The organism is Pseudoalteromonas sp. APC 3893, from assembly GCF_030408095.1.
In the GTDB taxonomy this organism is placed as follows: domain Bacteria; phylum Pseudomonadota; class Gammaproteobacteria; order Enterobacterales; family Alteromonadaceae; genus Pseudoalteromonas.
On the sequence record NZ_JASDCD010000020.1, the window covers coordinates 46,738 to 69,639 of the forward strand.

Annotated in this window: 20 protein-coding genes; 14 read left to right on the plus strand and 6 right to left on the minus strand. The window is 39.8% G+C overall.

From position 1 onward, the window contains the following. Positions 1–50: 50 nt before the first annotated feature. Together tsaB and QMA12_RS17815 are read right to left on the minus strand one after the other, a co-directional pair. A complete protein-coding gene (tsaB, locus tag QMA12_RS17810) occupies positions 51–761 on the minus strand; it encodes a tRNA (adenosine(37)-N6)-threonylcarbamoyltransferase complex dimerization subunit type 1 TsaB (RefSeq protein WP_087531497.1) in 711 nt (236 codons plus the stop codon). An 11-nt stretch (positions 762–772) separates the two neighbouring features. After that, positions 773–2,689, minus strand: a complete 1,917-nt coding sequence (locus tag QMA12_RS17815) for an ATP-dependent DNA helicase (RefSeq protein WP_087531498.1) — start codon at positions 2,687–2,689, stop codon at positions 773–775. A 302-nt stretch (positions 2,690–2,991) separates the two neighbouring features. Here QMA12_RS17815 and QMA12_RS17820 point away from each other — a divergent pair, with 302 nt between their 5' ends. Next, positions 2,992–4,272: a sodium:proton antiporter gene (locus QMA12_RS17820; RefSeq protein ID WP_087531499.1), complete on the plus strand. Its 1,281-nt coding sequence runs from the start codon at positions 2,992–2,994 to the stop codon at positions 4,270–4,272. Between the two features lie 89 nt (positions 4,273–4,361). Here QMA12_RS17820 and QMA12_RS17825 read toward each other — a convergent pair whose 3' ends face one another. After that, positions 4,362–4,595: a hypothetical protein gene (locus QMA12_RS17825; RefSeq protein WP_087531500.1), complete on the minus strand. Its 234-nt coding sequence runs from the start codon at positions 4,593–4,595 to the stop codon at positions 4,362–4,364. Positions 4,596–4,952: 357 nt separating this feature from the next. Here QMA12_RS17825 and hisG point away from each other — a divergent pair, with 357 nt between their 5' ends. The 11 genes from hisG to QMA12_RS17880 all read left to right on the plus strand — a co-directional run bounded on the left by hisG (position 4,953) and on the right by QMA12_RS17880 (position 13,953). Next, positions 4,953–5,852: an ATP phosphoribosyltransferase gene (hisG, locus tag QMA12_RS17830; RefSeq protein ID WP_087531501.1), complete on the plus strand. Its 900-nt coding sequence runs from the start codon at positions 4,953–4,955 to the stop codon at positions 5,850–5,852. Between the two features lie 4 nt (positions 5,853–5,856). Beyond that, positions 5,857–7,164: a histidinol dehydrogenase gene (gene hisD / locus QMA12_RS17835; protein WP_087531502.1), complete on the plus strand. Its 1,308-nt coding sequence runs from the start codon at positions 5,857–5,859 to the stop codon at positions 7,162–7,164. Continuing rightward, complete coding sequence (gene hisC, locus QMA12_RS17840; RefSeq protein WP_290210925.1) at positions 7,161–8,246, plus strand: histidinol-phosphate transaminase; 1,086 nt, start codon at positions 7,161–7,163, stop codon at positions 8,244–8,246. The genes hisD and hisC overlap by 4 nt, the downstream gene beginning before the upstream one ends. Then, complete coding sequence (gene hisB, locus QMA12_RS17845; RefSeq protein WP_290210926.1) at positions 8,243–9,304, plus strand: bifunctional histidinol-phosphatase/imidazoleglycerol-phosphate dehydratase HisB; 1,062 nt, start codon at positions 8,243–8,245, stop codon at positions 9,302–9,304. Before hisC ends, hisB begins: the two co-directional genes overlap by 4 nt. Further along, positions 9,301–9,891: an imidazole glycerol phosphate synthase subunit HisH gene (gene hisH, locus QMA12_RS17850; RefSeq protein ID WP_058559339.1), complete on the plus strand. Its 591-nt coding sequence runs from the start codon at positions 9,301–9,303 to the stop codon at positions 9,889–9,891. The genes hisB and hisH overlap by 4 nt, the downstream gene beginning before the upstream one ends. Before the next feature lie 34 nt (positions 9,892–9,925). Next, on the plus strand, positions 9,926–10,660 hold the full coding sequence (locus QMA12_RS17855) for a 1-(5-phosphoribosyl)-5-[(5-phosphoribosylamino)methylideneamino] imidazole-4-carboxamide isomerase (RefSeq protein WP_087531505.1): 735 nt from the start codon (positions 9,926–9,928) through the stop codon (positions 10,658–10,660). Beyond that, positions 10,642–11,421 carry an imidazole glycerol phosphate synthase subunit HisF gene (gene hisF, locus QMA12_RS17860; protein WP_087531506.1) on the plus strand — a complete coding sequence of 260 codons (780 nt, stop codon included), beginning with the start codon at positions 10,642–10,644 and terminating at the stop codon, positions 11,419–11,421. Before QMA12_RS17855 ends, hisF begins: the two co-directional genes overlap by 19 nt. Further along, positions 11,412–12,026, plus strand: a complete 615-nt coding sequence (hisIE, locus tag QMA12_RS17865; protein ID WP_290210927.1) for a bifunctional phosphoribosyl-AMP cyclohydrolase/phosphoribosyl-ATP diphosphatase HisIE — start codon at positions 11,412–11,414, stop codon at positions 12,024–12,026. Before hisF ends, hisIE begins: the two co-directional genes overlap by 10 nt. A gap of 297 nt (positions 12,027–12,323) precedes the next feature. Next, positions 12,324–13,061: a hypothetical protein gene (locus QMA12_RS17870; protein ID WP_290210928.1), complete on the plus strand. Its 738-nt coding sequence runs from the start codon at positions 12,324–12,326 to the stop codon at positions 13,059–13,061. Positions 13,062–13,192: 131 nt separating this feature from the next. Continuing rightward, positions 13,193–13,705 (plus strand): hypothetical protein, encoded by a 513-nt coding sequence (locus QMA12_RS17875; protein ID WP_087531509.1) that lies wholly within the window; start codon positions 13,193–13,195, stop codon positions 13,703–13,705. Positions 13,706–13,755: 50 nt separating this feature from the next. After that, complete coding sequence (locus QMA12_RS17880; protein WP_087531510.1) at positions 13,756–13,953, plus strand: DUF1289 domain-containing protein; 198 nt, start codon at positions 13,756–13,758, stop codon at positions 13,951–13,953. Between the two features lie 45 nt (positions 13,954–13,998). Here QMA12_RS17880 and QMA12_RS17885 read toward each other — a convergent pair whose 3' ends face one another. Continuing rightward, entirely contained in the window at positions 13,999–15,270 is a 1,272-nt protein-coding gene (locus tag QMA12_RS17885) for an aminotransferase class I/II-fold pyridoxal phosphate-dependent enzyme (RefSeq protein WP_290210930.1), read from the minus strand. Positions 15,271–15,582: 312 nt separating this feature from the next. Here QMA12_RS17885 and QMA12_RS17890 point away from each other — a divergent pair, with 312 nt between their 5' ends. Together QMA12_RS17890 and tyrS are read left to right on the plus strand one after the other, a co-directional pair. Beyond that, the gene (locus QMA12_RS17890) at positions 15,583–16,404 is read left to right on the plus strand and encodes a LuxR C-terminal-related transcriptional regulator (RefSeq protein WP_290210931.1); all 822 of its coding nucleotides are present in this window, start codon (positions 15,583–15,585) and stop codon (positions 16,402–16,404) included. 78 nt (positions 16,405–16,482) lie between these two features. Next, positions 16,483–17,640, plus strand: coding sequence for a tyrosine--tRNA ligase (gene tyrS, locus QMA12_RS17895; RefSeq protein ID WP_290210932.1), 1,158 nt, complete (start codon positions 16,483–16,485; stop codon positions 17,638–17,640). A 1,076-nt stretch (positions 17,641–18,716) separates the two neighbouring features. Here tyrS and QMA12_RS17900 read toward each other — a convergent pair. Both QMA12_RS17900 and QMA12_RS17905 read right to left on the minus strand, forming a co-directional pair. Further along, complete coding sequence (locus tag QMA12_RS17900) at positions 18,717–19,580, minus strand: hypothetical protein (protein ID WP_290210933.1); 864 nt, start codon at positions 19,578–19,580, stop codon at positions 18,717–18,719. After that, positions 19,573–22,512, minus strand: coding sequence for a hypothetical protein (locus tag QMA12_RS17905; protein ID WP_290210934.1), 2,940 nt, complete (start codon positions 22,510–22,512; stop codon positions 19,573–19,575). The genes QMA12_RS17900 and QMA12_RS17905 overlap by 8 nt, the downstream gene beginning before the upstream one ends. Positions 22,513–22,902 lie beyond the last annotated feature (390 nt).

The window sequence follows — 22,902 nt, forward strand, 5'->3', positions numbered from 1 at the left end:
CAATTGAATTATGTGCCATAATCAGTGACCTTGCAAGTTTGTGATTTATTCTATTCGCGACCAGGAAGTTTTTTCCAGGTTACGGTGTCACGTACATATTTAGGCTGTGCTTGAGCCGCTTCTACAGTTTGGTTATGGGTAAAGCCTTTAATAACTGATGCCGACATATACAAAGCATTTGGCAGCGTAATGTCATTATTAAGCGTCAAACCGGCAATACCTTGTAATGCTTCTGGGTAAGTTTGCCAGCCGGTGCCAACAGCCATCCCCTGCTTATTATTTAAATCAAGATTATCTGGCTTAAGTACTTGTTCTTCAGCCACTAATTCCATGGTGCTATCTGCTGCAAGCGTATATTGAGCGTAATAAATTTCCCCCATACGGGCATCAATGGCACTAAATACCTCTGTTGCACCGGTTTCTTGATATGCTTGCTGCGCCATCATTTGTAGTGTGGATACACCAACTAACGGTAAATTACAGGCATAAGCAAGACCCTGAGCTATGGCAACACTAATTCTTACACCAGTAAAACTACCCGGACCTTGTCCAAAGCCAATTACGTCTAAATCTTGCAAACGGCAATTTGCTTTTTCTAAAAGAGCATCAACTAAAGGAAGAATTTTTTGACTGTGTTGCTGAGGGCACTCTTCAAAATGCGAATATGTCTGACCATTTATAGTTAACACCAAAGAAAGTGCTTCTGTTGATGCATCAAGTGCTAAAAAATTTACGGCATGATTAGTTGCTGTATTACTCATGTTTGGTTTCTCTAATTTATCTGTTCTAAAAATTCACTCGCCACTTCAATGCTTCTGGTACGGCGCATTGGCGGTAAACTTTTCAAAAAAACTTGGCCATATTGGCGGGTAACTAAGCGATTGTCACAAATGACTAATACACCTTTATCTTTATTATCACGTATTAATCGCCCCACTCCTTGTTTTAATGCGATGACCGCTTGAGGCAATTGAATATAGGCAAATGGGTCGTGACCTTGCATTTGTGCATCTTGCATTTTAGCTTGTAGTAACGGGTCATCGGGGGCTGCAAATGGTAACTTATCTATAATAACACAACTTAACGTACTGCCTCTGACATCAACCCCTTCCCAGAACGAAGCTGTGCCTAATAATACAGCATTGCCGTGGCGGGTAAACTTTTCTAGAATGATGCGTTTAGACATTTGGCCTTGCATATAAATAGGATAGTCTATTTGTGTACTCAACCCTTCGGCAACTAAATGCATCATGCGATAGCTAGTAAATAAGACAAAACAGCGTCCCTTTGCAGCCTTTATCAATGCCAAAGTATGCTTAATAATCGCATGTGGCATATTAGCGGCATGTGTTTCAGGCAGATAGCGAGGTAAACATAACAATGCTTGCTCATAATAATCAAACGGACTATCTACCATCATGCTTTTTGCAGGCTTAAGACCCAGGCTTGCATTAAAATGTTCAAGGCCATTATCAACCGATAAAGTAGCCGAGGTAAATACAAAACCGGCGCCAGTCTCTTGCATCATTTGTGCAAACTTAACGGATACGTTCAATGGTGTAACATGTACGGTTAAGTAGCGACGTGTCGTTTCATACCAGTAACTGTAACCCGTTTGGCTAATATCAAATACTCGTTCTAATTGCCCTTTGAATGCAAGGGTTCGCTCAAAAGGGTGCTCTATTTTATCGCTTCTATCTAAACAATGCTTCAGCACTTGATATAGGAAATCTAAATCACTAATCACTCGGTGCAAGGCTGCACATACATCTTTATTGGCAAGTTTTTCTCGCCAATCCCCGCGGCTACTGTCTAATCCAAACTGTAAACGTAAATCAGCTACACTGGTCTCTAACTTATTAAGTGTTTTACCTAATTGCAGCATATCTGGAATTTCAGCACGATAAATAGCACGTAAATCATTAATTAAATCAATTAACTTTTTGCTACTAACACTCTCTCCAAAATAATCACTAGCAATTTCGCTAAGTTGATGAGCTTCATCAAAAATATACGCATCTGCAGTTGGGATAAGTTCAGCAAAACCTGTATCTTTCACAGCCATATCGGCAAAAAACAAATGATGATTGACGACTACAACGTCGGCTTCCATGGCAGTTAAGCGTGCTTTTCGGATATAACATTCTTGAAAATCAGGACATTCTTTGCCTAAGCAATTATCAGCCGTAGAGCTAACATAAGGAAGCACTTTGGCGTCTTCTTCAATGCCAATACAATCGGCTAAATCACCAGTATGAGTTTCACTGGCAAATTTAGCCACCATTGCGAGTTGATGCATAACATCAGAGTCATCTGTTGGCACATGAGCAACATGCTGATTCAATCGGTATGTACATAAGTAGTTGCTGCGCCCTTTTAATAAGGCCGTTTTTTTACTGGCACTAAGCGCTTTGACTAATTGCGGTAGATCACGGTGATAAAGCTGCTCTTGAAGAGCTTTTGTACCCGTAGAAATGATTGTTTTACCTTTAGATTTAAGCGCAGGCGCTAAATAAGCATAGGTTTTCCCCGTCCCGGTACCCGCCTCAACCACAAGTTGAGAACGGTTTTTCAGTGCTTCGCTTACCGCAACAGCCATATCAATTTGTGGTTGCCTAGGTGTGTATCCATCAAGGGAAAGCGCTAATGGGCCTGTTGCACTGAATAGCTGTTTGATAATAACGATCACTTTACTAAATATAATAGCGTGATTTTACGTAAGGTATCCCCCTAGAGCAAGTGAATGCAACATTCTAAAACTTTTTAGAGGTTAAGTTTCAAAAGTATATAAGAATAAACGGAATCGTATTATAAAAAATGTGTATTCACTGTGACTTATGAAAAGACAGGAGTACCATAGAGTTATGGTGAATCTCACCAGCTATAGTAAAAGCCGAATAACATCGCTTAAAACTGACAAATACGTTACAACACATAACTATTTTAATGGACTATGTGTAAGTACCGGTTCACATTATTGAAGGTTAATCTATGAATGCTTGGTATCTGATCTGTTTTTTATCTGCAATTGCAATTTTTATTGCTTTTGCCAACCAATATATACTGAAAATGCAAACCACCATTGCCATAACGACAGGCTCAGTTGTGATTTCATTATTGTTAATTTTAGCAGTAAAACTACAAGGCGATTCTACTGCACTTGAGATCACCCAAGTTGTTTCAAGTATTAATTTTAACCAATTATTACTCAAAGGGATGTTAGGGTTTCTACTATTTGCTGGTGCGTTAGAAATCAACCTAGCGGCGTTAAAAAAGCAACGCTGGGAAATCACTGCTTTGGTGCTATTTTCAACTTTAGCTTCAACATTCATCATTGGTTATTTAAGCTTTTACGCATTTGAGCTACTCGGTTGGCCTGTGCCCTTTATTTACTGTTTATTGTTTGGTGCACTGATCAGCCCAACCGACCCTATCGCTGTACTTGCTATTATCAAACAAATGCGTGCTCCAGAAGGAATATCTGTACAGGTTGAAGGCGAGTCACTGTTTAACGATGGTATTGGTTTAGTGATCTTCACCACCATTTTTGCAGTGGCGTTTTATGGCACTGAAGCAACGGTAGTTGATGTAGGCGAGTTATTCTTAGTTGATGCCATTGGTGGTATTGCGTTTGGTTTAGTTATTGCGCTAGTGGGACATTTTTTAATAATTAACAGCCGCGATGTCAACATTCGTTTATTACTTACTTTAACTATCCCAACAGCAGGATTTGCCGCTGCCAATATTTGGGAAATATCAGGTGCATTGGCCATGGTCACCAGCGGAATATTGCTTGGTAATATCACCCGTAGCAAGGCCACTGAGCGCACAGGGCCTGAAGACACTCGATACGTAAAAGATTTTTGGCACGCCACTGATAGTTTTCTAAATGCATTATTGTTTTTGATTATTGGTATGCTAATTGTCACTATGCCCATCAGCTTAGCTGAAATTGGCTTGGGTTTACTTATGGTACCCATGGTACTTTTTGCCCGTTTTATCAGTGTTGGCGCACCGTTTATCTTCTTTAAGAAATTTCGACACTATGACAAACACACAGTGAAAATTTTAACTTGGGGTGGCTTGCGTGGTGGTTTGGCACTGGCAATGGCCGCGGCAATCCCACGTGATGAGGTGTTTATTGGGCAATCAGATTTACACAACCTTATTGTTATAATCACTTATGTGGTCGTGATATTCTCTATTATTGTTCAGGGTCTAACTATTTCTCCTCTCATTCAAAGTAGTATCAGTGCCAACAAAGAAAAGTAAAATTGAACAGTTCTCGCCGCGATAAGCTTATCGCGGCTAAGTTAAAACTAATTAATTATCCTCTTGGGGTGAATAAACTACCACACCTTTTACGCCCATGTATCTAAGTGCTTGTCTTCTTCGCTGTTGTTTTCTTGCTGTTTTTTTCTTTCTTGCACAGTTTTTTCTGCCATTTTAGTTTGTCGAGACAACTCCCTTTTTTGCCGCTTTTCCCGTTCAATTCGCTGCGCGTTCGAGTCTTTTAGACCCGCAATATGAAAAGCACCTTTAGACTCAACCTGCAATCGAGTTATTTGCCCTATGTAAGGGATCATAATATCCATACGTTCCTCCTTTGGTCACTCTTATCATCGGCCGTTATAGCTTATTCTTTAATTTATGCAAAAAAAACTTGCCATCTGTAACAAAAATATGTTTTTCTATATGTGAAATTTACTTAAACAGATTAAACTCTTTTGTTTCGACACTGTAATACAAAACAAAAGTTATTTAGGAAATATTATAATGCGCTTGAACCTGACAACAGTACATCATCACCACCATTCACCGGAATAACCTGTCAGGTCTTTCGCTGAGAGGTTATTCCTAAAAGGAACCTCTGGCGAATCAACATACTAGATTCATTTTCGCCCTGAGGTTCCCTCGGGGTTTTTAGTTTTTAAATTAAAGGAAAATGAATAATGAGTAACAGCAACCGTCTACGTATCGCCATTCAAAAAGGTGGCCGCCTTTCTAAAGATTGCCAAGACTTACTTAAACAATTAGGTGTTAAACTTAATTTACGTGAGCAGCGCTTAATTGCACACTCTACCAATATGCCAATTGACGTACTGCGCGTACGCGATGACGATATCCCGGGCCTTGTGATGGACGGCGTGTGTGACTTAGGCATCGTAGGCGAAAATGTACTTGTAGAAGTACAAGCAGAACGCGAACGTCAAGGTGTGCCAAGTGAGATAAATAAACTAGCAAAACTTGATTTTGGTTTTTGCCGCCTAGCACTTGCATGGCCACAAGAGCTTGGTTCACAAGATAAAAGCTGGTTTGAAGGTAAGCGTATTGCCACCACTTACCCTGAAATTCTAACGCAATACTTAAAACGTGAAGGTATTAACGCCAGCACCGTTATGCTTACAGGCTCTGTTGAAGTAGCGCCTCGTGCTGGTCTTGCTGATGCCATTTGTGACTTAGTATCTACCGGTGCAACACTTGAAGCAAACGGCTTAATGCAAGGCGATACTATTTTAGAATCAAACGCCTGTTTAATTCAAAATAAAGACTTACAAGATGCTGATAAGCTAGCTCTAATCAATAAGCTAATGCCACGCTTACGTGGTGTTAAACAAGCTAAAGAAAGCAAGTACATCATGCTACACGCACCAAAAGATAAGCTTGATGAGATTTGTGACCTACTCCCTGGCACTGGCCAACCTACACTTCTTGCTTTAGCTGGCTCTGATGATTATGTTGCACTACACATGGTGAGCAGCGAAACACTATTTTGGGAAACGATGGAGCAACTTAAAGCGCTGGGCGCGAACTCTATCTTAGTTATGCCAATTGAAAAAATGATGGAGTAACTAGATGCTGCGCTGGAATGAGGTATCCGCAGACGCACAAGCAGCGGCGCTAATGCGCCCTGCTGTCAGTGCGAGTGCAAAGGTAGAAGAGATTTGTCAAAGCATTATGACAAATGTAAAAGAGCAAGGTGATGATGCCCTACTCGCCATGGCAAAAGAATTTGATAATCGCCCAACACCACGATTATTAGTGCCTATTGAAGAAATAAATAATGCAGTACAACAGCTAAGCCCTGAGCTTAAATATGCTATTGATACAGCATATGCAAATGTTAAACGCTTTCATCAAGCGCAATTGCCAAAAGATATTCAATTAATCACCCAACCGGGTGTGTTATGTGAATTAAAATATCAAGCAATTGAAGCAGTAGGTATCTATGTACCTGGTGGCAGCGCGCCATTGCCTTCTTCTGTGATCATGCAAGGTGTACTAGCCCAGTTAAGCGGCGCTAAGACTGTCGTTCTAGCAACACCAGTGCAAGGGGATGCGCAAATCAATCCAGCAATTTTATATGCAGCTAAATTATGCGGAATAAATACAATCGTAGAAAGTGGCGGCGCAGGTGCAATCGCCGCCATGGCTTATGGTACTGGCTCAGTACCAAAAGTGAATAAAATTTTCGGCCCAGGTAATAGCTTTGTCACTATGGCTAAGCAACTAGTAGCACAAACAATACCCGGTATGGCGATTGATATGCCAGCAGGTCCTTCAGAGGTTTTAGTTATTGCTGATGAACGTGCTAACCCTGAGTTTATTGCCGCTGATTTGTTATCTCAGGCTGAACACGGTGCTGATTCTCAAGTTATTCTACTCAGTAATAGTGAATTAATCATTGCGCGCACTCAGCAAGCAATAGAGCGCCAACTTGCTAAACTATCGCGTCAAGATATCGCCGCGCAAGCGCTGGCCAATTCATCATTAATATTGGTTGATTCAATTGACCAAGCATTTGATGTGTCTGCGCAATATGGCCCTGAACATTTAATCTTGCAATTAGCCGATGCTAACCCTTATTTAGCAAAAGTTAAAAATGCGGGCTCTGTGTTTGTTGGTGATTATACCCCTGAGTCAGCGGGTGATTATGCCTCTGGTACTAATCACGTATTGCCTACTTACGGATACAGTGCAACCTATTCAAGCTTAAATTTGCTCGACTTTTTTCGCACATATACAGTACAAACAATCACCGAAAATGGCTTAAAAACCTTATCAAAAGCAATTTTACCGCTGGCTGATGCTGAAGGACTCGACGCCCACGCAAATGCAGTAAAAGTACGTTTAGAGGCTATTAATAAAGGGACTGAATTATGAGTAATAATACTTTATTACCCGCTAATATTGATGCGTTAGCAGCGTACAGCTCAGCTAAAAGTGAAAAACTCACAGGCACCACCTGGCTTAATGCTAACGAAAGTCCGTATGTAAAAAACATTGATATTAATATTAGTGATTTAAATCGCTACCCTGATCCGCAACCGGCTAGCGTGATTAATCGCTATGCAGAGTATGCGCAGTTAAGCACCGAGCAAGTATTAATGACTCGTGGTGCAGATGAAGGCATCGAGCTACTTGTACGCACATACTGCGCACCAGCCAAAGACAGCATCGCGTTATTTTTACCCACTTACGGTATGTATAAAGTCACCGCTGATACCCATAATGTCGCTATTAACGGCTTAAACCAAACCCTGCTACTAGAAGGATCAGTGGATGATATCGTCAGCGCTGTGGGGAATTCTAAGTTAGTGTTTATTTGTAACCCAAATAACCCAACTGGCAGCCTAACCTCGCTTGATAAAATTAAAGCGATTGCAACGGCCCTTGAAGGTAAAGCACTGGTGATTGTTGATGAAGCCTATATTGAATTTTGCCCAGAGCAAAGCGCCAGTAGCCTTATTAATGAATTTGCTAACATAGTTGTACTGCGCACGCTTTCAAAAGCCTTTGCGCTGGCTGGTCTACGTACAGGCTTTACTCTGGCACAAGAGTCAGTTCTTGCGCCAATTCGTAAAGTGATTGCGCCGTATCCAGTATCAACCGTCGTCGCAAGCATTGCTGCTAATGCTCTAAGCCCTGATGCAATTACCTCAATGCGCCGCCAAGTCAGTATTTTAAATGCTTTAAAAGAAAAACTAAAACAGTGGCTTCAAACCTCGCCTGCGGTATTAAACGTGCTAAGCGGTGAAGGTAACTTTGTTACCTTAAAACTAGCTAATAAAAACAGCTTTAATATTGCCCTTAAACAAGGCTTAGTGATGCGAGCATTTACCTTGTATGGTGAAAACGATTGGCTGCGTATTTCTATCGGCAGCGAGCAAGAATTAGAACAAGTAAAAGTCTGGTTAGATGGCCTAAGCCAATCAACCGTGCAAAAAGAGCAGGAAGTATCATGAGTAACCCCTATTTATTTATCGACCGTGACGGCACTATCATTTCAGAGCCTGTTACCGACAAACAAGTCGATAGCCTTGAAAAACTAGAATTCTTACCGAATGTGATCCCTGCCCTGCTGCAATTGCAAGCTGCGGGCTACCGTTTGGTTATGGTGTCAAACCAAGATGGTCTGGGAACTGACAGTTTTCCTACGGCTGATTTTGATATCGCACAAGATAAAATGATGGATATTTTATCTAGCCAAGGTATTAAATTTGACGACGTATTAATTTGCCCACACTTTGATGAGCAAAACTGCGATTGCCGCAAGCCTAAAACAGGTTTGCTGACCGAGCTTATGCGCTCTGGTAAAGTAGATTTAGGTCGTTCATTCGTTATTGGTGACCGCCAAACTGATATTGGCCTGGCGCAAAACCTATGCTGCGAAGGTATTTTATACGACGGTGATTGGAACGCGATTGTTACCAAGCTCACTACAGCCGACCGCAAAGGCCGTGTTACTCGCAACACCAAAGAAACACAAATTGATGTCAAACTCAATTTAGATCAAAGTAAAAATGGTGAGATAAGCACTGGCCTTGGCTTTTTTGATCACATGTTGGATCAAATTCGTACTCACGCCAACATTGGCCTAGATATTCAAGCTAAAGGTGATTTACACATTGATGAGCACCACTTGGTTGAAGACATTGGTATTGCGCTGGGTCTTGCATTAAAAGAAGCACTTGGTACTAAATCGCAAATTGCTCGTTATGGTTTTGCGCTGCCAATGGATGAATGCAAAGCAGAAGCACAAATTGACTTATCAGGGCGTGCATCATTTGTATTAAATGCCAACTTTAGCCGTGAAAAAGCGGGGGATTTAGACGTACAAATGGTTGAGCACTTCTTTAAAAGCTTAAGTGATAACGCTGCGATTAGCTTAATCTTATCGGTAAGCGATGGTAATTGCCATCACCAAGTTGAAGGCTTATTTAAAGCATTCTCACGTGCATTACGTATGGCCATTGCCGCTGATGCTAGCCAACAAACAGCCAGTTCGAAGGGGTGTTTATGATTGCCATAATTAATACTGGTTGTGCCAATATAAACTCTGTACGTTTTGCCTTTGAACGCCTTGGCGAAACGCCAGAAGTTATCACCTCACCTGAGCAGCTTAAAAACTTTGAACGCGCTATTTTACCCGGTGTTGGTCATGCATCCGTTGCTATGAAGCGCTTAGTTGAAGGTGGTTGGCAACAAGCGATAAATGAATACCAACGCCCGCTTATGGGTATTTGTTTAGGTATGCAGCTTTTATGCGACAGCACTGAAGAAGGTAACGTTCAGTGTTTAGGTAAAATTCCTGGTCAAGTTAAAGCGCTGGACGTTGGCAATTTAACATCGCCCCATATGGGTTGGAACAACTTAACCCTTAACCGTGAACACGCACTGACCAAAGGCCTTGATGTAAACGACCAAGTGTATTTTGTGCACAGTTTTGCCCACACCGTTAACGATGCAACACTAGTTAGCGGCGAATACGGGCAAACATTTTCAGCCATTGTAGCCAACGACAATTACGCGGGCATGCAATTTCACCCTGAGCGAAGCGCAAAAGTCGGCACGCGGTTATTACAAAACTTTTTAGACTGGCAGCTTTAAGCTGCTGGCAAACAAAATTAAAAGAGAATTTAACGTGATTATTCCAGCATTAGATGTATTACAAAATCAAATCGTGCGTTTATATCAAGGTAAATACGATACTGCACAATTTTACCCGTTTGAGCTTGGCGCACGATTACAAGAGTATGCACAAAGCGGCGCAGGTAAATTGCATTTGGTTGATTTAGAAGGCGCACGGGATCCAAGTAAAAAGCAATGGCAGCACATTCAAGCCGCTACCAAAGCACTGAACGTACCGTACCAAGTAGGCGGCGGTATTCGCACTGAGCAAGATGTTAAAGATTGGCTAAACGCTGGTGCAAATCAGGTTGTTATTGGTTCAATGGCAGTTGAAAAGCGTGATGAAGTGAAAAGCTGGATTGAAAAATTTGGTGCTAAACACTTTGTAATTGCCCTTGATGTCAATAAAACTGACAGCGGCTGGGCACCAGCGACGCACGGCTGGTTAAGTGAATCAGAATTTGGCTTGTTTGAACTAGTCGATTTTTATGTTGCATTGGGTGTAATTGACTTTCTATGTACGGACATCAGTAAGGATGGCACCATGACCGGCCCTTCATTTTCACTGTACCAAGATTTAGCTAACCACAACAGCGACATTAAAGTGCAAGCGTCTGGTGGTGTAAGCTCACTTGATGACATTAAAAAGCTCAAAGAGCTGGGTGTGGGCGGCGTTATTTTAGGCAAGTCACTACTTGATGGTGCGTTTAATGTTGAGGAGGCGTTAGCATGTTATCAAAACGCATAATCCCATGCTTAGACGTAAAAGATGGCCAAGTAGTCAAAGGTGTTAAATTTAAAGGCCACGAAATTGTTGGCGATATTCTCACTCTTGCTCAAGCCTACAGTGAAGCAGGCGCAGACGAACTGGTTTTTTATGAAATTAGCGCAAGCGTTGAAAAACGTCTACTCGATGTAAATTGGGTTGAAAGCATTGCCCGCCACATTGATATTCCATTTTGTGTAGCCGGCGGTATTAAATCTGTCGCTGATGCAGCGCGTGTACTTGAACGTGGCGCCGATAAAATCAGTATCAACAGCCCGGCTATAGCCCGCCCAGAGCTTATTAAAGAGTTACATGATGAATTTGGTAAGCAATGCGTTGTTGTTGGCATTGATAGTTTTTATGATGAAGCAACGGACGAATACCTCGTTTATCAATTAACTGGCGATCCTAATGCATCAAGCCGCACACGCTACAAAACTGAGGAATGGGTTAAACGCGTACAAGACTTAGGCGCAGGTGAAATTGTACTAAATTGCATGAACCAAGACGGTGTACGTAACGGCTACGATAACCAACAGTTATCTAAAATGCGCGCTTTATGTGATATACCACTGATTGCTTCAGGTGGCGCAGGCACCATGCAAGATTTTGTTGATGTATTTCAACAAAGCCAAGTTGATGGCGCATTAGCAGCCAGTGTTTTTCACAAAAACGTGATCAACATCGGCGAATTGAAACAATATTTAACAGATAACCAAGTGGCGGCGCGACTATGCAACTAACCAAACAAAACCTTACCCAAGTCGATTTTGCTAAAAGCGAATTGATCCCCGCCATCGTACAAGATGCCCGTACAGGGGTTATTTTGATGCAAGGCTTTATGAATCAAGAATCCCTTGAAGTCACCTTTGATAAGCAAAAAGTGACGTTCTATTCTCGCTCAAAAAATCGTTTATGGACCAAAGGTGAAACCTCTGAAAATTACTTAGAAGTGGTATCTGTGCATACAGATTGCGATTACGATTCAATCTTAGTACTTGCAAACCCACTGGGTCCAACCTGTCACTTAGGCACGCAAAGCTGTTTTGGTGATGATGCAAAGCCAGGCCTCAGCTTTTTAGCCCAGCTAGAACAAGTAATTGTTAAGCGTAAAAACGATGCTCCAGAAAAAAGCTACACCGCCTCATTATTTGCCAAAGACTTAAGCCGTAGCTGCCAAAAAGTCGGCGAAGAAGGCGTTGAAGTGGCCCTTGCCGCAATGAAGCACGATAACGACGAGTTAACTAACGAATCAGCCGATTTGTTGTATCACTTAATCGTGTTACTACAACGCCAAGGCCTTGAGCTGAAAGATGTGGTTGCGTGCCTACAGGGTCGCCATAAGTAATTATCTACACGCGCTGGGCTTTGCTCAGCGCCTTGTTTGAAAGATCCTCGACTATATTAAAATTCACAAATAGACTAAGAGACGCTACTTTTCGATTACACTTTTTGCTTTACCCTCATTTATTCCTCATTCTCCTCTCTTTGTGCAAAGGATATTTAAGTCAATTACTTACAAATAGGCTAAGCGCTTTATATGCGCACACATAAGAGGAAATTAAAAAATAGCCCTCTCCTTTAAACCTTTTTATTGCTTTGTGCGACTAAACTAAAAACACGACATAAATGAAAGGGAATAATAATGACTAACACATTCAAACGCCTCACACTGCTAAGTGCAATTTTGCTATCAACTCAAGCGTTAGCGTGGAATAACGAATTAACATTACAAGAAACCAAACAACTTACGTTAGATGGCCAATCACTTTCAACATTAACTGTTGAAGCGGGCTCTGGCTTTTTGAACATAGTGGGCAGTAATACAAATTCTGTAACAGTAAAGGCTGAAATATACCAAGATCAACCACATAACAATTATTGCTTATCACTAAAACAACGTGCTAAAAGTGCCGAACTAATAGCTAATAGCTGTAATAACCATGATGAAGACCCTACACGCATTGACCTTACTGTGTCTATTCCTGCCAAATTTAAGTTAAACATTAACGATGGCTCTGGTTCACTGTCAATTGACAATGCAGGGGCAACAACTATTCATGACGGCTCAGGTAAAATTATCATTAACAATATTACTGGTTCTCTTAATATTGATGATGGTTCTGGCTCAATTAATGCTCGCGACATTGAGGGGAAAGTAGTGATCAACGACGGCTCTGGCAGCATTAAACTTGCCAACAGTCTAAGTGATGTAAAAATTCACGATGGATCAGGGACTATTAATGTTCAAAATACATCGGGGGGAGTTACAGTCAACGATGGTTCTGGTGGTATTTATATCGATACAGCTCAAAGCTTTACTTTACTCACTGATGGCTCAGGAAGTGTAAAAATAGAAAATGTAGAGAACGTTAAACAATAGTCCCACACATCTCCAATGACTTAAGGGCGTTTGTTATTTTATTTTTGTCGCTTTAATAGCATTTTTTCAAGCCCTTAGGTATCCTTCAAGTAATTATCAAGGAACTGCTATTATAAAAAGGATAGCGCGCTATGAAAAAGTCTTTAACTGTATTACTGGGCGGCCTAATTTTATCTGGCTGTACAAGCCTCACGCCTGAGCAAAAAGCTACGATTGATAATCTTACACCATGCGAAAAAATCAACGGTTTATTAGCTGCCTACGACACTCGTTTTGAAAAACTAAAAGGCACTCGCGTAACAACCAAATACGCCGAAACTTGGACTGCAAAATATGATCTTGTTGGTGATAAATGTCAAATTAGTGCCTTGGATACTGATACTGTGACATACCAGTGTCAAGAGAATTACCAAGAGCAAACTCAGGCGGTAGCCATGCACCAAAAAGCAGTTGAGTTCACTCGAGCTTGCTTAGTCCAAAATAACTGGCATCAAGAGCAAAAAGAGTCGGCTGAATCATTGCGCACTACCTTTGTACTTGACGAGTCTACACCGGTTATTTCAATTCATACAGGTAAGACAATGTCTCGTTCAAAACCATGGTCGACTTCCTTAGAAATCGGTAAACCCATTGCCTCTAAATAACTCAATATTTAGCCTTAAGCCAATAAATCTGATTTTAGAGCTATAAGATTATGAAGCCATCTAAAAGTAACAGTGCAATAGCATATAAAACAGACTGTATTGGGCAGTGCCACCGTTTGAAAGGCTATTGCACTGGATGTGGCCGTACCAGCGAAGAAATTTTCGATTGGATTATATTATCTGAAGCTGAAAAGCAGGCAATACTTCATACTCCTAGGCATGACTCAAACATACAAGCAGATAAATAATTTAAAGACTGGGCACAATTTATTTGCGCCCAGCTCTTAGTGATTTTAGGCTTTATCTAATGCTTGGCTTACATCGGCAATAATATCGTCGATGCTCTCGATACCAACAGACAGACGAATCAAATCACGGCTTACACCTGCTTTTTCAAGCTCTTGATCATTTAATTGACGGTGCGTTGTTGATGCAGGGTGACACGCTAGCGATTTAGCATCACCTATATTAACTAAGCGCAGCACCATATTAAGTGCATCAATAAAACGAGTTCCCGCCTCTAAACCACCAGCAATGCCAAAGCTTAAAATACCTGATGCTTTGCCACCTGTTATTTTTTTGCTCATAGCATTATAAGGGCTAGATTCAAGCCCTGCATAATTAACCCAAAGCACCTTAGGGTGATTTACAAGATACTCAGCAAGCTGTTGCGCGTTTTCACAATGGCGCTCCATACGTAGGCCTAGTGTTTCAAGCCCAATCATAATATCCGCAGCATTCTTAGGAGCAAGGGCAGCCCCTGTATTTCTCAGCGGCACAACGCGACAACGACCGATAAATGCCGCTTCTGCAAACGCCTCTGTATAAACCACGTTATGGTATGACGGATCAGGTTCATTCATCATTGCAAACCGAGTTGCATTAGCTTTCCAATCGAATTTGCCTGAATCGACTATCATCCCGCCAATTGCAGTACCATGACCATTAATGTATTTAGTTAATGAATGCACTACGATATCTGCCCCCAACTCAAAAGGTCGGCACAAATAAGGCGTTGCTACCGTGTTATCTACAATCAGCGGGACACCTTTACTGTGAGCAATTTTCGCTATCCGTTCAATATCAACAATGTTCCCAGCAGGGTTACCGATTGACTCACAAAATACTGCGCGGGTATTTTCATCAATGGCCTGTTCAAATGCCGCGAAGTCATCAGCTTTAATCATGCGTGCTTCAATGCCTTGGCGCGGCAAACTATGGGCAAATAAGTTGTAGGTTCCGCCATATACCTGACTGGTACTAACGATATTAGTACCTACTTCGCATAAACATTGAATCGCATAGGTGATCGCTGCCATACCAGATGACACAGCTAACGCACCAGTTCCACCTTCCATTGCAGCAATACGTTGCTCAAGAACCGCGTTAGTCGGGTTCATGATACGGGTATAAATGTTACCCGGTACTTTTAAATCAAATAAATCAGCACCGTGTTGTGTATTATCAAACGTATACGATGAGGTATTATAAATCGGCACCGCTGCTGATTTAGTGGTAGACTCTGATTCATACCCGTGGTGCAATGCTAAGGATTCAAGTTTCATAATTTATCCCTTCAATTAATTTGCTACTAAACTAGCATTTATTGGCTATAAAGTGCACTTGAAATATATTAAAGGATGTTGAAATAATTAGATTTAAGTTAACGTCAGTGAAGAGCGATAAACAGACGGTCGCTCAACCCTATTTTTGGACAATTTTGGTTATATACATTCTAAATTAACATTTAACAGATTGTTTTAGATATTAGAAAGCTTTTAACCGACAGACCAAACTCTGTCATACACAACATATAACTTTGGGATAGCAGCTTGTTGCGTTATTCTTATCCTAACCTTTATCGACTCTCGAATCACATGGATAATGACGAATTAAACATACATCTTGCAGGTACGATTTCTGCTCTTAACTCACCAAACTTTACACCCAAACTCATGCATGTGATCAGCGTATTATTGAATTTTGATTGTGCTGTGATCTTAGGTTATCGCGAAGGTAAACGCCCTATCTATCTGTATGATTCGATTGAAAATGAACGCGATCTCCTGTTCCAACGTTATCTCACCACATCTTTTCAAAATGACCCGTTTTATCAAAAGCTTAACGCTAACAAAGAACAAGGTATCTTTACGCTTAAAGATATTGTGGACAAAGACCTCGCACGTAACGACCTCGATTACCAAGCCTACTGTGAGCACTTCTACCATCAAACCGGTTGGAAAGACGAACTCAGCATGCTGATTGAAATCGAACCGACGCGTTGGGTTATACTGTACTTTGGTTTTATGGAAAACGACAAACGCTTCACCAAACCTCTATTAGTTAAGCTAAAATCTTACTTCACCATTATACAGTCTTTGTGCCAGCAGCATTGGAAACAGACAGAGTTTACACTCGCCGAGGCAGTTTTCAGCCCAGCGGCCTATTCGGGGCAACTACGTGAAGCGATTGAATCTGGACTGGCGTCCTTTGGACAAACAGTTCTTACCAAACGAGAGCAAGAAATAGCAGCACTGATCGCGCAAGGTAATGACAGCAAGGAGATTTCAGCGCAGTTAGGCGTTGCCGAAGGCACAATAAAGAATCACCGTAAGCGTATCTATGCACAGTTGAATATTGCGTCGCTAAGTGAATTATTTCAGTTATTTCTCAATCATTTGATCACTCAATCAAGATAACAAAATGTCCCTTTAGGGATATACCTCGATCCCATCTGGTCTTTTAATCTGAGTATAACCAAACCAGATAAAGAGAAGATGATGACACTAATTAAAGATTTACAAGCTCGCGGCTTGATTGCCCAAGCTAGCGATTTAGATCAAGTTCAACAACTGCTATCTGAGCCACAAACCTTGTACTGTGGTTTTGATCCAACTGCAGGTAGTTTGCACATTGGTCACCTAGTACCGTTGATTATGCTCAAGCGTTTTCAAGATGCTGGACACCGAGCCATCGCGCTGATTGGGGGAGCTACAGGTATGATTGGTGATCCGAGTTTTAAAGCGACAGAGCGAAGCTTAAACTCAGAAGAAACCGTAACGGGTTGGATACAAGAACTATCGAACCAGATCCAACAACTGATGAATAAGCAAGTCAGTAATCCAATGGTCATGGTCAACAATGGAGATTGGGTTAAGCAAATTAACGTAATCGATTTCTTCCGTGACGTGGGTAAACACTTCTCTGTAAACACCATGATTAGTCGCGAATCGGTAAAGCAACGCTTACAACGCCCAGATCAAGGTATCTCGTTTACCGAATTCAGTTATGCGCTGCTGCAATCTTACGACTTCGCCGAGCTAAACCGTCAGTACGGCTGTCGTCTGCAAATCGGTGGTAATGATCAATGGGGTAACATTGTAGGTGGGATTGATCTTACTCGTCGTCAAAATGGTGAGCAAGTATTTGGCTTAACCTTACCGTTGATCATCAAATCAGATGGTACTAAATTTGGCAAAACTGAAGGTGGTGCTGTGTGGCTGGATCCAAGTAAAACTTCACCCTACACCTTCTACCAATTCTGGTTATCGGTCGAAGATACAGATGTTTACGACTTCCTACGTTACTACACCTTCTTGAGCTGCGATGAAATCGCAGCGATTGAAACTCAAGACAAAGATAGTAAAGGCAAACCGCAAGCACAGCGTATTTTAGCGGAACAAATGACACGTTTTGTCCACGGTGAAGAAGGTTTAGCGAGTGCTAAGTTAGACTTGATAGAGCTTCTGGTTGAATCAGGCTTAGCCCAATCAAAGCGCATTGCTCGTGAGCTAATTGGCAGCAAAGCCATCAGAGTAAACGGCGAGAAAGTCGATGTAGAAAATTCAAATTTGAACTTTCCGCTGTTCGACCTGTACTGGTTGCTTCAACGCGGTAAAAAGAATTTCTACTTGGTGAAACGTATAGTGGGTTAATTCAAACCCTACCTCAAGGCATTATTTGCTATTTAACATTGCTGGGCACCAAAAAGTAACGCCGATAATTTAGCGGTATTGACAGGTCTCAGCATGCATCACTTCACCTCAATAAAAAGTGGTGTTTGATTTCAACAAGCACCAGTATTACTTCATTTTGGAAAAAAGTAATAACTGATATTGGCTTTTATAACAAGGCTAACACCGAATGGGATACCTCTGGATGTCTGCTTATGACTTTTTTGTGAAGTTCAGCTGTGAGCGATAACCGGTCATTTAAGACACATCGAGTAGGTAGCGCCTCAGCCCAACAAGCGATTATGCAACACAAACAGCGTATCGCATAACTACTAAAATGTTAACGAGATTGGAGTATTACGTGAATCTTACATCATGGAAGTCACTATTGGGTGGGGTATTTATAGCTCCATTAATAACAATCCCAATTACGTTTATGTGCTCCGTTATATATACCATTTTCTCAAGGGTCTTCTTTTGATTTTGAAGGGGTTTTACTTCTTGCTATTTTCGGAATGGTAATCTTTTCATACCCTGCGACATTAATTTTAGGCTTAGGTATTTATTTTTGCTCTAAGAATAAATTAATTGGATCGAGCCCTTGGATATATATAACTCCAGCTTTTATACTCACAGCAGCAATAGCCGATATTGAACTTTTAGATAAAAAAGGTCATTTGGGATTAACATATTTAAGCTCTGCAATTGGCTGTTCATGGTTATTTTGGTTTATTTCAATTCATTGGCCAAATCGTGCTAATCAGAAAATTAAATCGGGTGAAGATTACTAAAAACGCTTCGTTCACAAGTATCTCCAAGCATTTTAACCATTTATTTTAGTGTTGCCATGTCCGCTCATGGTACTTTTACGACGTTCGCTGAGAGCGATAAGAAAACGGTCAATAAACACGTTTTTAGACAGAAACAATTTAGCATTTTTGATCTAGAACGTTACCTTTAAGTTAGAAAAAGTAAGCTTTGCCTCCTCCCTAAATCAGCCCATACCTCTAGAATAATATTACCATAGCGACGTTTTTCAAGGAGGATTACAGATTTAACTAGATTATTTCTGTGTAGAAAACCATATCAGGAATGATCGCCTTTAACTTTTCATAGAAGTCTTTTCTCAAAATTAAATCACAACCTTCTAATTTTGAGATATTGGAATCTAAACCAACAAAGGAAGCCCCTTTTCCGATTAAACTTTCTCTCCAGTAACGATATATCAAAACGGCTTCACCATTTTCATTTATGGCTCTGAGTCCGTTATCATGATGATCTACACTCAAGCCTAATATACTCAGAAGTTCACCATTCATCCAAATAACTTGTGCTGCCTCTAAGCTATTTTCATTAAAACAGAATCCTTGGATGATTGGAGTTCCATAACAGTATTCATCTTTCCAAATGTCTTGAGTACAAGGAAAGCTTTTCAAGGGGTTCATTTTAATTTTCATTGGCAGGCAACCTTCACATACCACTGCGCGATTACCTCTGGTGTTGCTGCCATAATCTCTAGTTTCAAACTGACGCTCAAATCTAGCAATGACAACAAAATCGTTTAATTCATCAGGAGCACTAAATCCAGTTGATTTATCAAGCGGCTTTACTAAGTTGGGCCTATTAACTAGAGAGTTAGATGTTGCAATCATTGTTCTAACATCTATTTTTCCATCACCTTCAAAAATGACTGATTCTCTATATTGTTGATATAAAAGTTCATTTACATGCTTAAAAACTAAATCATAGATATAAGTGTTCGGAGAAAGCATCCCGTTGGATCTATTAATAAAGTGCTCAAATTCATCTTCATTAAAGTTCTGTATTATTACGTTTCTTACGTCGTCCACCTCAACATCTAATGACCTTAAATAACTGATAAGCTTAGAGTTATTAATTGCATTTATAATATTGCTATTCATTACTTAACTCACTAAAAATACTCTCAACTTCATTGTGTATGTACAAGTTTTGCGCCCCTATAAGTTTTTTTATCGATGGCTTTATCTCTAGTAATAATGACTTAAGCTGTTTTATTTCAATCGATATAAGCTCAAGGATTGAGGCAATTGTTGAGTGATGAAACATATGAAAGTTATCGAAAAACCAGCTAAGGGGTTTGATTAAAAGGTTAGTGTGATTTTTAATTAAGTAATTTAACGCACAAATAATCTCTCGTTGAACTGATGAATCTAAATTGTTTGCTTTACTAAGGAGCAACGTAATTGCTCTTTCATCATCATTCATCTCAGATATTTCAATATAATCTAAATTTTCCCATTCAAATTCACTCTCGTCTGGCAACCTACTTTTAATGAAATCAAAACCTCTTTCATACATTGATAAAATACTCTGTTTATCAATGCCTACATATTCAAAAGCGATAATTAGGTTAGCCGTCGTTTTGGATGAATAGTCTTTATTTTGATAAAAAGAATATAAAGCTGACGCTAAACAGTTTTGCGCAATATCTTTATCGATCGTAACAGCTTGGAGTAATGAATCCTTGTCGACAAAACTAGAAAACCCCCCGTCTTTTGAATGCACAAAATTGTTAACCAATAATAAAACCTTATCTCTATCTGAGAGGGTAATTCCTCCAATCACTCCCCGCAAGTTTGTAAAGTACTCTTGTCCTCTTGGAAATCTTTTTCGGATAAGAGGCATGAGTATTTCATTAGCTAATTCGGTATTATTTTCCTCTTTAAAGAAAAAGTGTAAGTAATTGAGATTGTCGACCCCCAAGAACTCTTGGGAAACTAAATAATCAACTAGATCCTGCGTAGATTTATTCCTTAAGCTATCTTCTTTACACAACGGGGTAGCTAGTTTTATAGATAATTTTTCGTTATCAAATGAGTGCGCAGTTCCACCGTTTTTTTCTTTAACTTCCTCTAAATGTAAGTTAAGCCCTAATTTGTGAGCAATATTATTATATTTGCGAACGGTTTTTTGATTCAATGTATCATAAGAGTCATTCCAGTCTCTTGTAGATAGATTAATCATAGATGCTTTGGCTAACTTATTATCCTTCTTTTCTAAACGCTCAATTACCTCCAAAAAACTATTGAGATATGCATCTTTAATGTTTGTTGGAGTTAATCTATAAAGAAAATTTAAAATACTGGGCTCGACGTTATCGCTATGTTTCAATAAATCCACATACATAAAGTCTAATTTCCAAAAATACCCATTGGTAAGCATTTCATTGATTAAATATTTCGCAGCTAGTTTGAAATCAACTTTTATGAACATTTCAAACCATTCTATAGTTAACCACCTTGTATCTTTGCCATCTTCGGTATGCTTCATAACAGCATCAGTGAGGTATTTAAGCTTTTTAGTATATTCTTTAGCAAAACTGGGACTTATGTTATTCAGTGAGGGTAGCGGGTCGATTACTTCTGCTAAATTTCTATCTTTTCGAGATGTGTAGCTAGTTGTTAAATGAACAGCATTTTTAAGCTCTAACTTAGCATTTTCAAGATCCCCTACTTTTGCACGATAAATTGCTTTTTTGAATGAATTCTCTGCGTGTTCAAAATAATCACTATTTTCTTCATCAAAGCTATCATAAGTCTCTATCAATAAGTTGATATTATTCTTATTGATAAATCGCTTCTCTATCATTGGGATAATAGGAAATACAATTTTCCTTCTGATATCAAAAATATTCTTCCATGCTAATTGTGAGTTAACATGCACCAATGCTTGCTCAAAGCTTCTATCAATCAAGTCTCTATTATCAAAGATAAAACTAGAATACCTCGCTCTTGGAAAGTTAGTCATGTCATCTGCTAATATCAAGAAACTTTGAATTATGCGTTCTTCTAATGAAGAGTCCTGACAAGTCTTGTCTATGACAAGGTTCCGTATAAAAAACTTTATCCAACTGTGAGCAATAAAATCACAAGAAATTGTTTTTTCGAAGCTAATCAAACTATTTAAATCGTTACTTGAATACAGCTCTAATTGTATACAAAATCTAACCAGTTCGTTTTTTTCTACAGTTTTGCTGATGAGCGGCAATGATAATGGCTCTAGAGTCACATTGCTCTCTACCTTTATCGGTATTCTCGTCGAACAATTCTCCCTTTCGAAAAGGTTATTAATGATAAGCCCCGTTGACTCTTTTTCAATGCCCGTAAGTTTGCTATGTAGATCAACTAAATAATCACTGCCTTTGAGTCTGAACACCTCTTCTAAAAGTATTCTAAGATAGGTTTTATCTTCATGCTGTATTGCTTTGTTTAGAAACGCCAAAAAATCATCATTGGTTTGGTTGAAAAAGCTAATATAGTATTTGAAATCATCTTGCCTTATCTCCCCTGAAAATAGCTCATTTACATCCTCCCAATTAGGAGAATAGTCATGCATTTCTAATACTCGAAATGCTTGCGCTGTAACTGAATTACTATGATTTTTTTCACCATTAAAATATAAAAGCGCATTTGCTTTTTCTACTCCATAGATCAAGCAAATGGCTTCAAAGTATAGTTCGAAATTTTGTAGAAACTGACTGTGGTGCTCTTCTGAGCTAGTTGTATTTATCGCTCTATTCAGTTCACCAGCATAAACAAATAGGGACCAGTTTTGTGTTTTTTTGGCGACACGTAGAAAGCTTTCGTAGTTTCTTCTAATTAATGATTCTGAGTGAGCATAATATAAGCTATTTGGTAGAAAGTTGTCAGATGCATATCTACTAATATCCTCATACTTCTTTACTCGCATTAGGTAACTAAATAAATAACGGTAAGATTTGTCACTTTCAAAAAAGCATTCACAATTTAGCCAGTCTATGATGAATTCATAGTTTGCATCTAGAGCTTCTTCGATATCAGCTAACTTTTCCATGTTAAATCGCCTGAAACTATCATGGTAAAGCTTTAGTCCACCCCTAGCAGTATTCTCAGAAATAACGGGGGACAGTACTTTCATACTAGAATTGAAATGGTGCTTCACCGGTATTATCTCTTGCAGCTCTTTTCTGGTTACAGAAAAATCTAGGCAAGATAAGATCTCCGCTGTTGTGTTATTTTCAATTTTATTTGTTAAGTATTCGTAGTATTTTTTCAGGTTGAAATCATAAGGGGGTAGAGAATGTATGATCTCATGGCTTGAATCGCCCCGTGTTTGCCAGAGACTCAATAACTTGAGAAACTGGAACTATGAAAAAATCAAATCGCTATACATCAGAATTTCGTGAACGTGCAATTAGGCTTGTTACCACACAACAGCATGAAT

Excerpts from the sequence above, each read along its gene's own strand:
- QMA12_RS17825 (WP_087531500.1), bottom strand. The coding sequence starts at position 4,595 with ATGGATATTATGATCCCTTACATAGGGCAAATAACTCGATTGCAGGTT.
- hisIE (WP_290210927.1), top strand. The coding sequence starts at position 11,412 with ATGCAACTAACCAAACAAAACCTTACCCAAGTCGATTTTGCTAAAAGC.
- QMA12_RS17885 (WP_290210930.1), bottom strand. The coding sequence starts at position 15,270 with ATGAAACTTGAATCCTTAGCATTGCACCACGGGTATGAATCAGAGTCT.
- hisB (WP_290210926.1), top strand. The coding sequence starts at position 8,243 with ATGAGTAACCCCTATTTATTTATCGACCGTGACGGCACTATCATTTCA.
- QMA12_RS17880 (WP_087531510.1), top strand. The coding sequence starts at position 13,756 with ATGAAGCCATCTAAAAGTAACAGTGCAATAGCATATAAAACAGACTGT.
- QMA12_RS17870 (WP_290210928.1), top strand. The coding sequence starts at position 12,324 with ATGACTAACACATTCAAACGCCTCACACTGCTAAGTGCAATTTTGCTA.
- QMA12_RS17905 (WP_290210934.1), bottom strand. The coding sequence starts at position 22,512 with ATGGAAAAGTTAGCTGATATCGAAGAAGCTCTAGATGCAAACTATGAA.
- tsaB (WP_087531497.1), bottom strand. The coding sequence starts at position 761 with ATGAGTAATACAGCAACTAATCATGCCGTAAATTTTTTAGCACTTGAT.
- hisD (WP_087531502.1), top strand. The coding sequence starts at position 5,857 with ATGCTGCGCTGGAATGAGGTATCCGCAGACGCACAAGCAGCGGCGCTA.
- hisG (WP_087531501.1), top strand. The coding sequence starts at position 4,953 with ATGAGTAACAGCAACCGTCTACGTATCGCCATTCAAAAAGGTGGCCGC.
- hisF (WP_087531506.1), top strand. The coding sequence starts at position 10,642 with ATGTTATCAAAACGCATAATCCCATGCTTAGACGTAAAAGATGGCCAA.
- hisH (WP_058559339.1), top strand. The coding sequence starts at position 9,301 with ATGATTGCCATAATTAATACTGGTTGTGCCAATATAAACTCTGTACGT.
- QMA12_RS17820 (WP_087531499.1), top strand. The coding sequence starts at position 2,992 with ATGAATGCTTGGTATCTGATCTGTTTTTTATCTGCAATTGCAATTTTT.
- hisC (WP_290210925.1), top strand. The coding sequence starts at position 7,161 with ATGAGTAATAATACTTTATTACCCGCTAATATTGATGCGTTAGCAGCG.
- QMA12_RS17900 (WP_290210933.1), bottom strand. The coding sequence starts at position 19,580 with ATGAATAGCAATATTATAAATGCAATTAATAACTCTAAGCTTATCAGT.
- QMA12_RS17890 (WP_290210931.1), top strand. The coding sequence starts at position 15,583 with ATGGATAATGACGAATTAAACATACATCTTGCAGGTACGATTTCTGCT.
- tyrS (WP_290210932.1), top strand. The coding sequence starts at position 16,483 with ATGATGACACTAATTAAAGATTTACAAGCTCGCGGCTTGATTGCCCAA.
- QMA12_RS17875 (WP_087531509.1), top strand. The coding sequence starts at position 13,193 with ATGAAAAAGTCTTTAACTGTATTACTGGGCGGCCTAATTTTATCTGGC.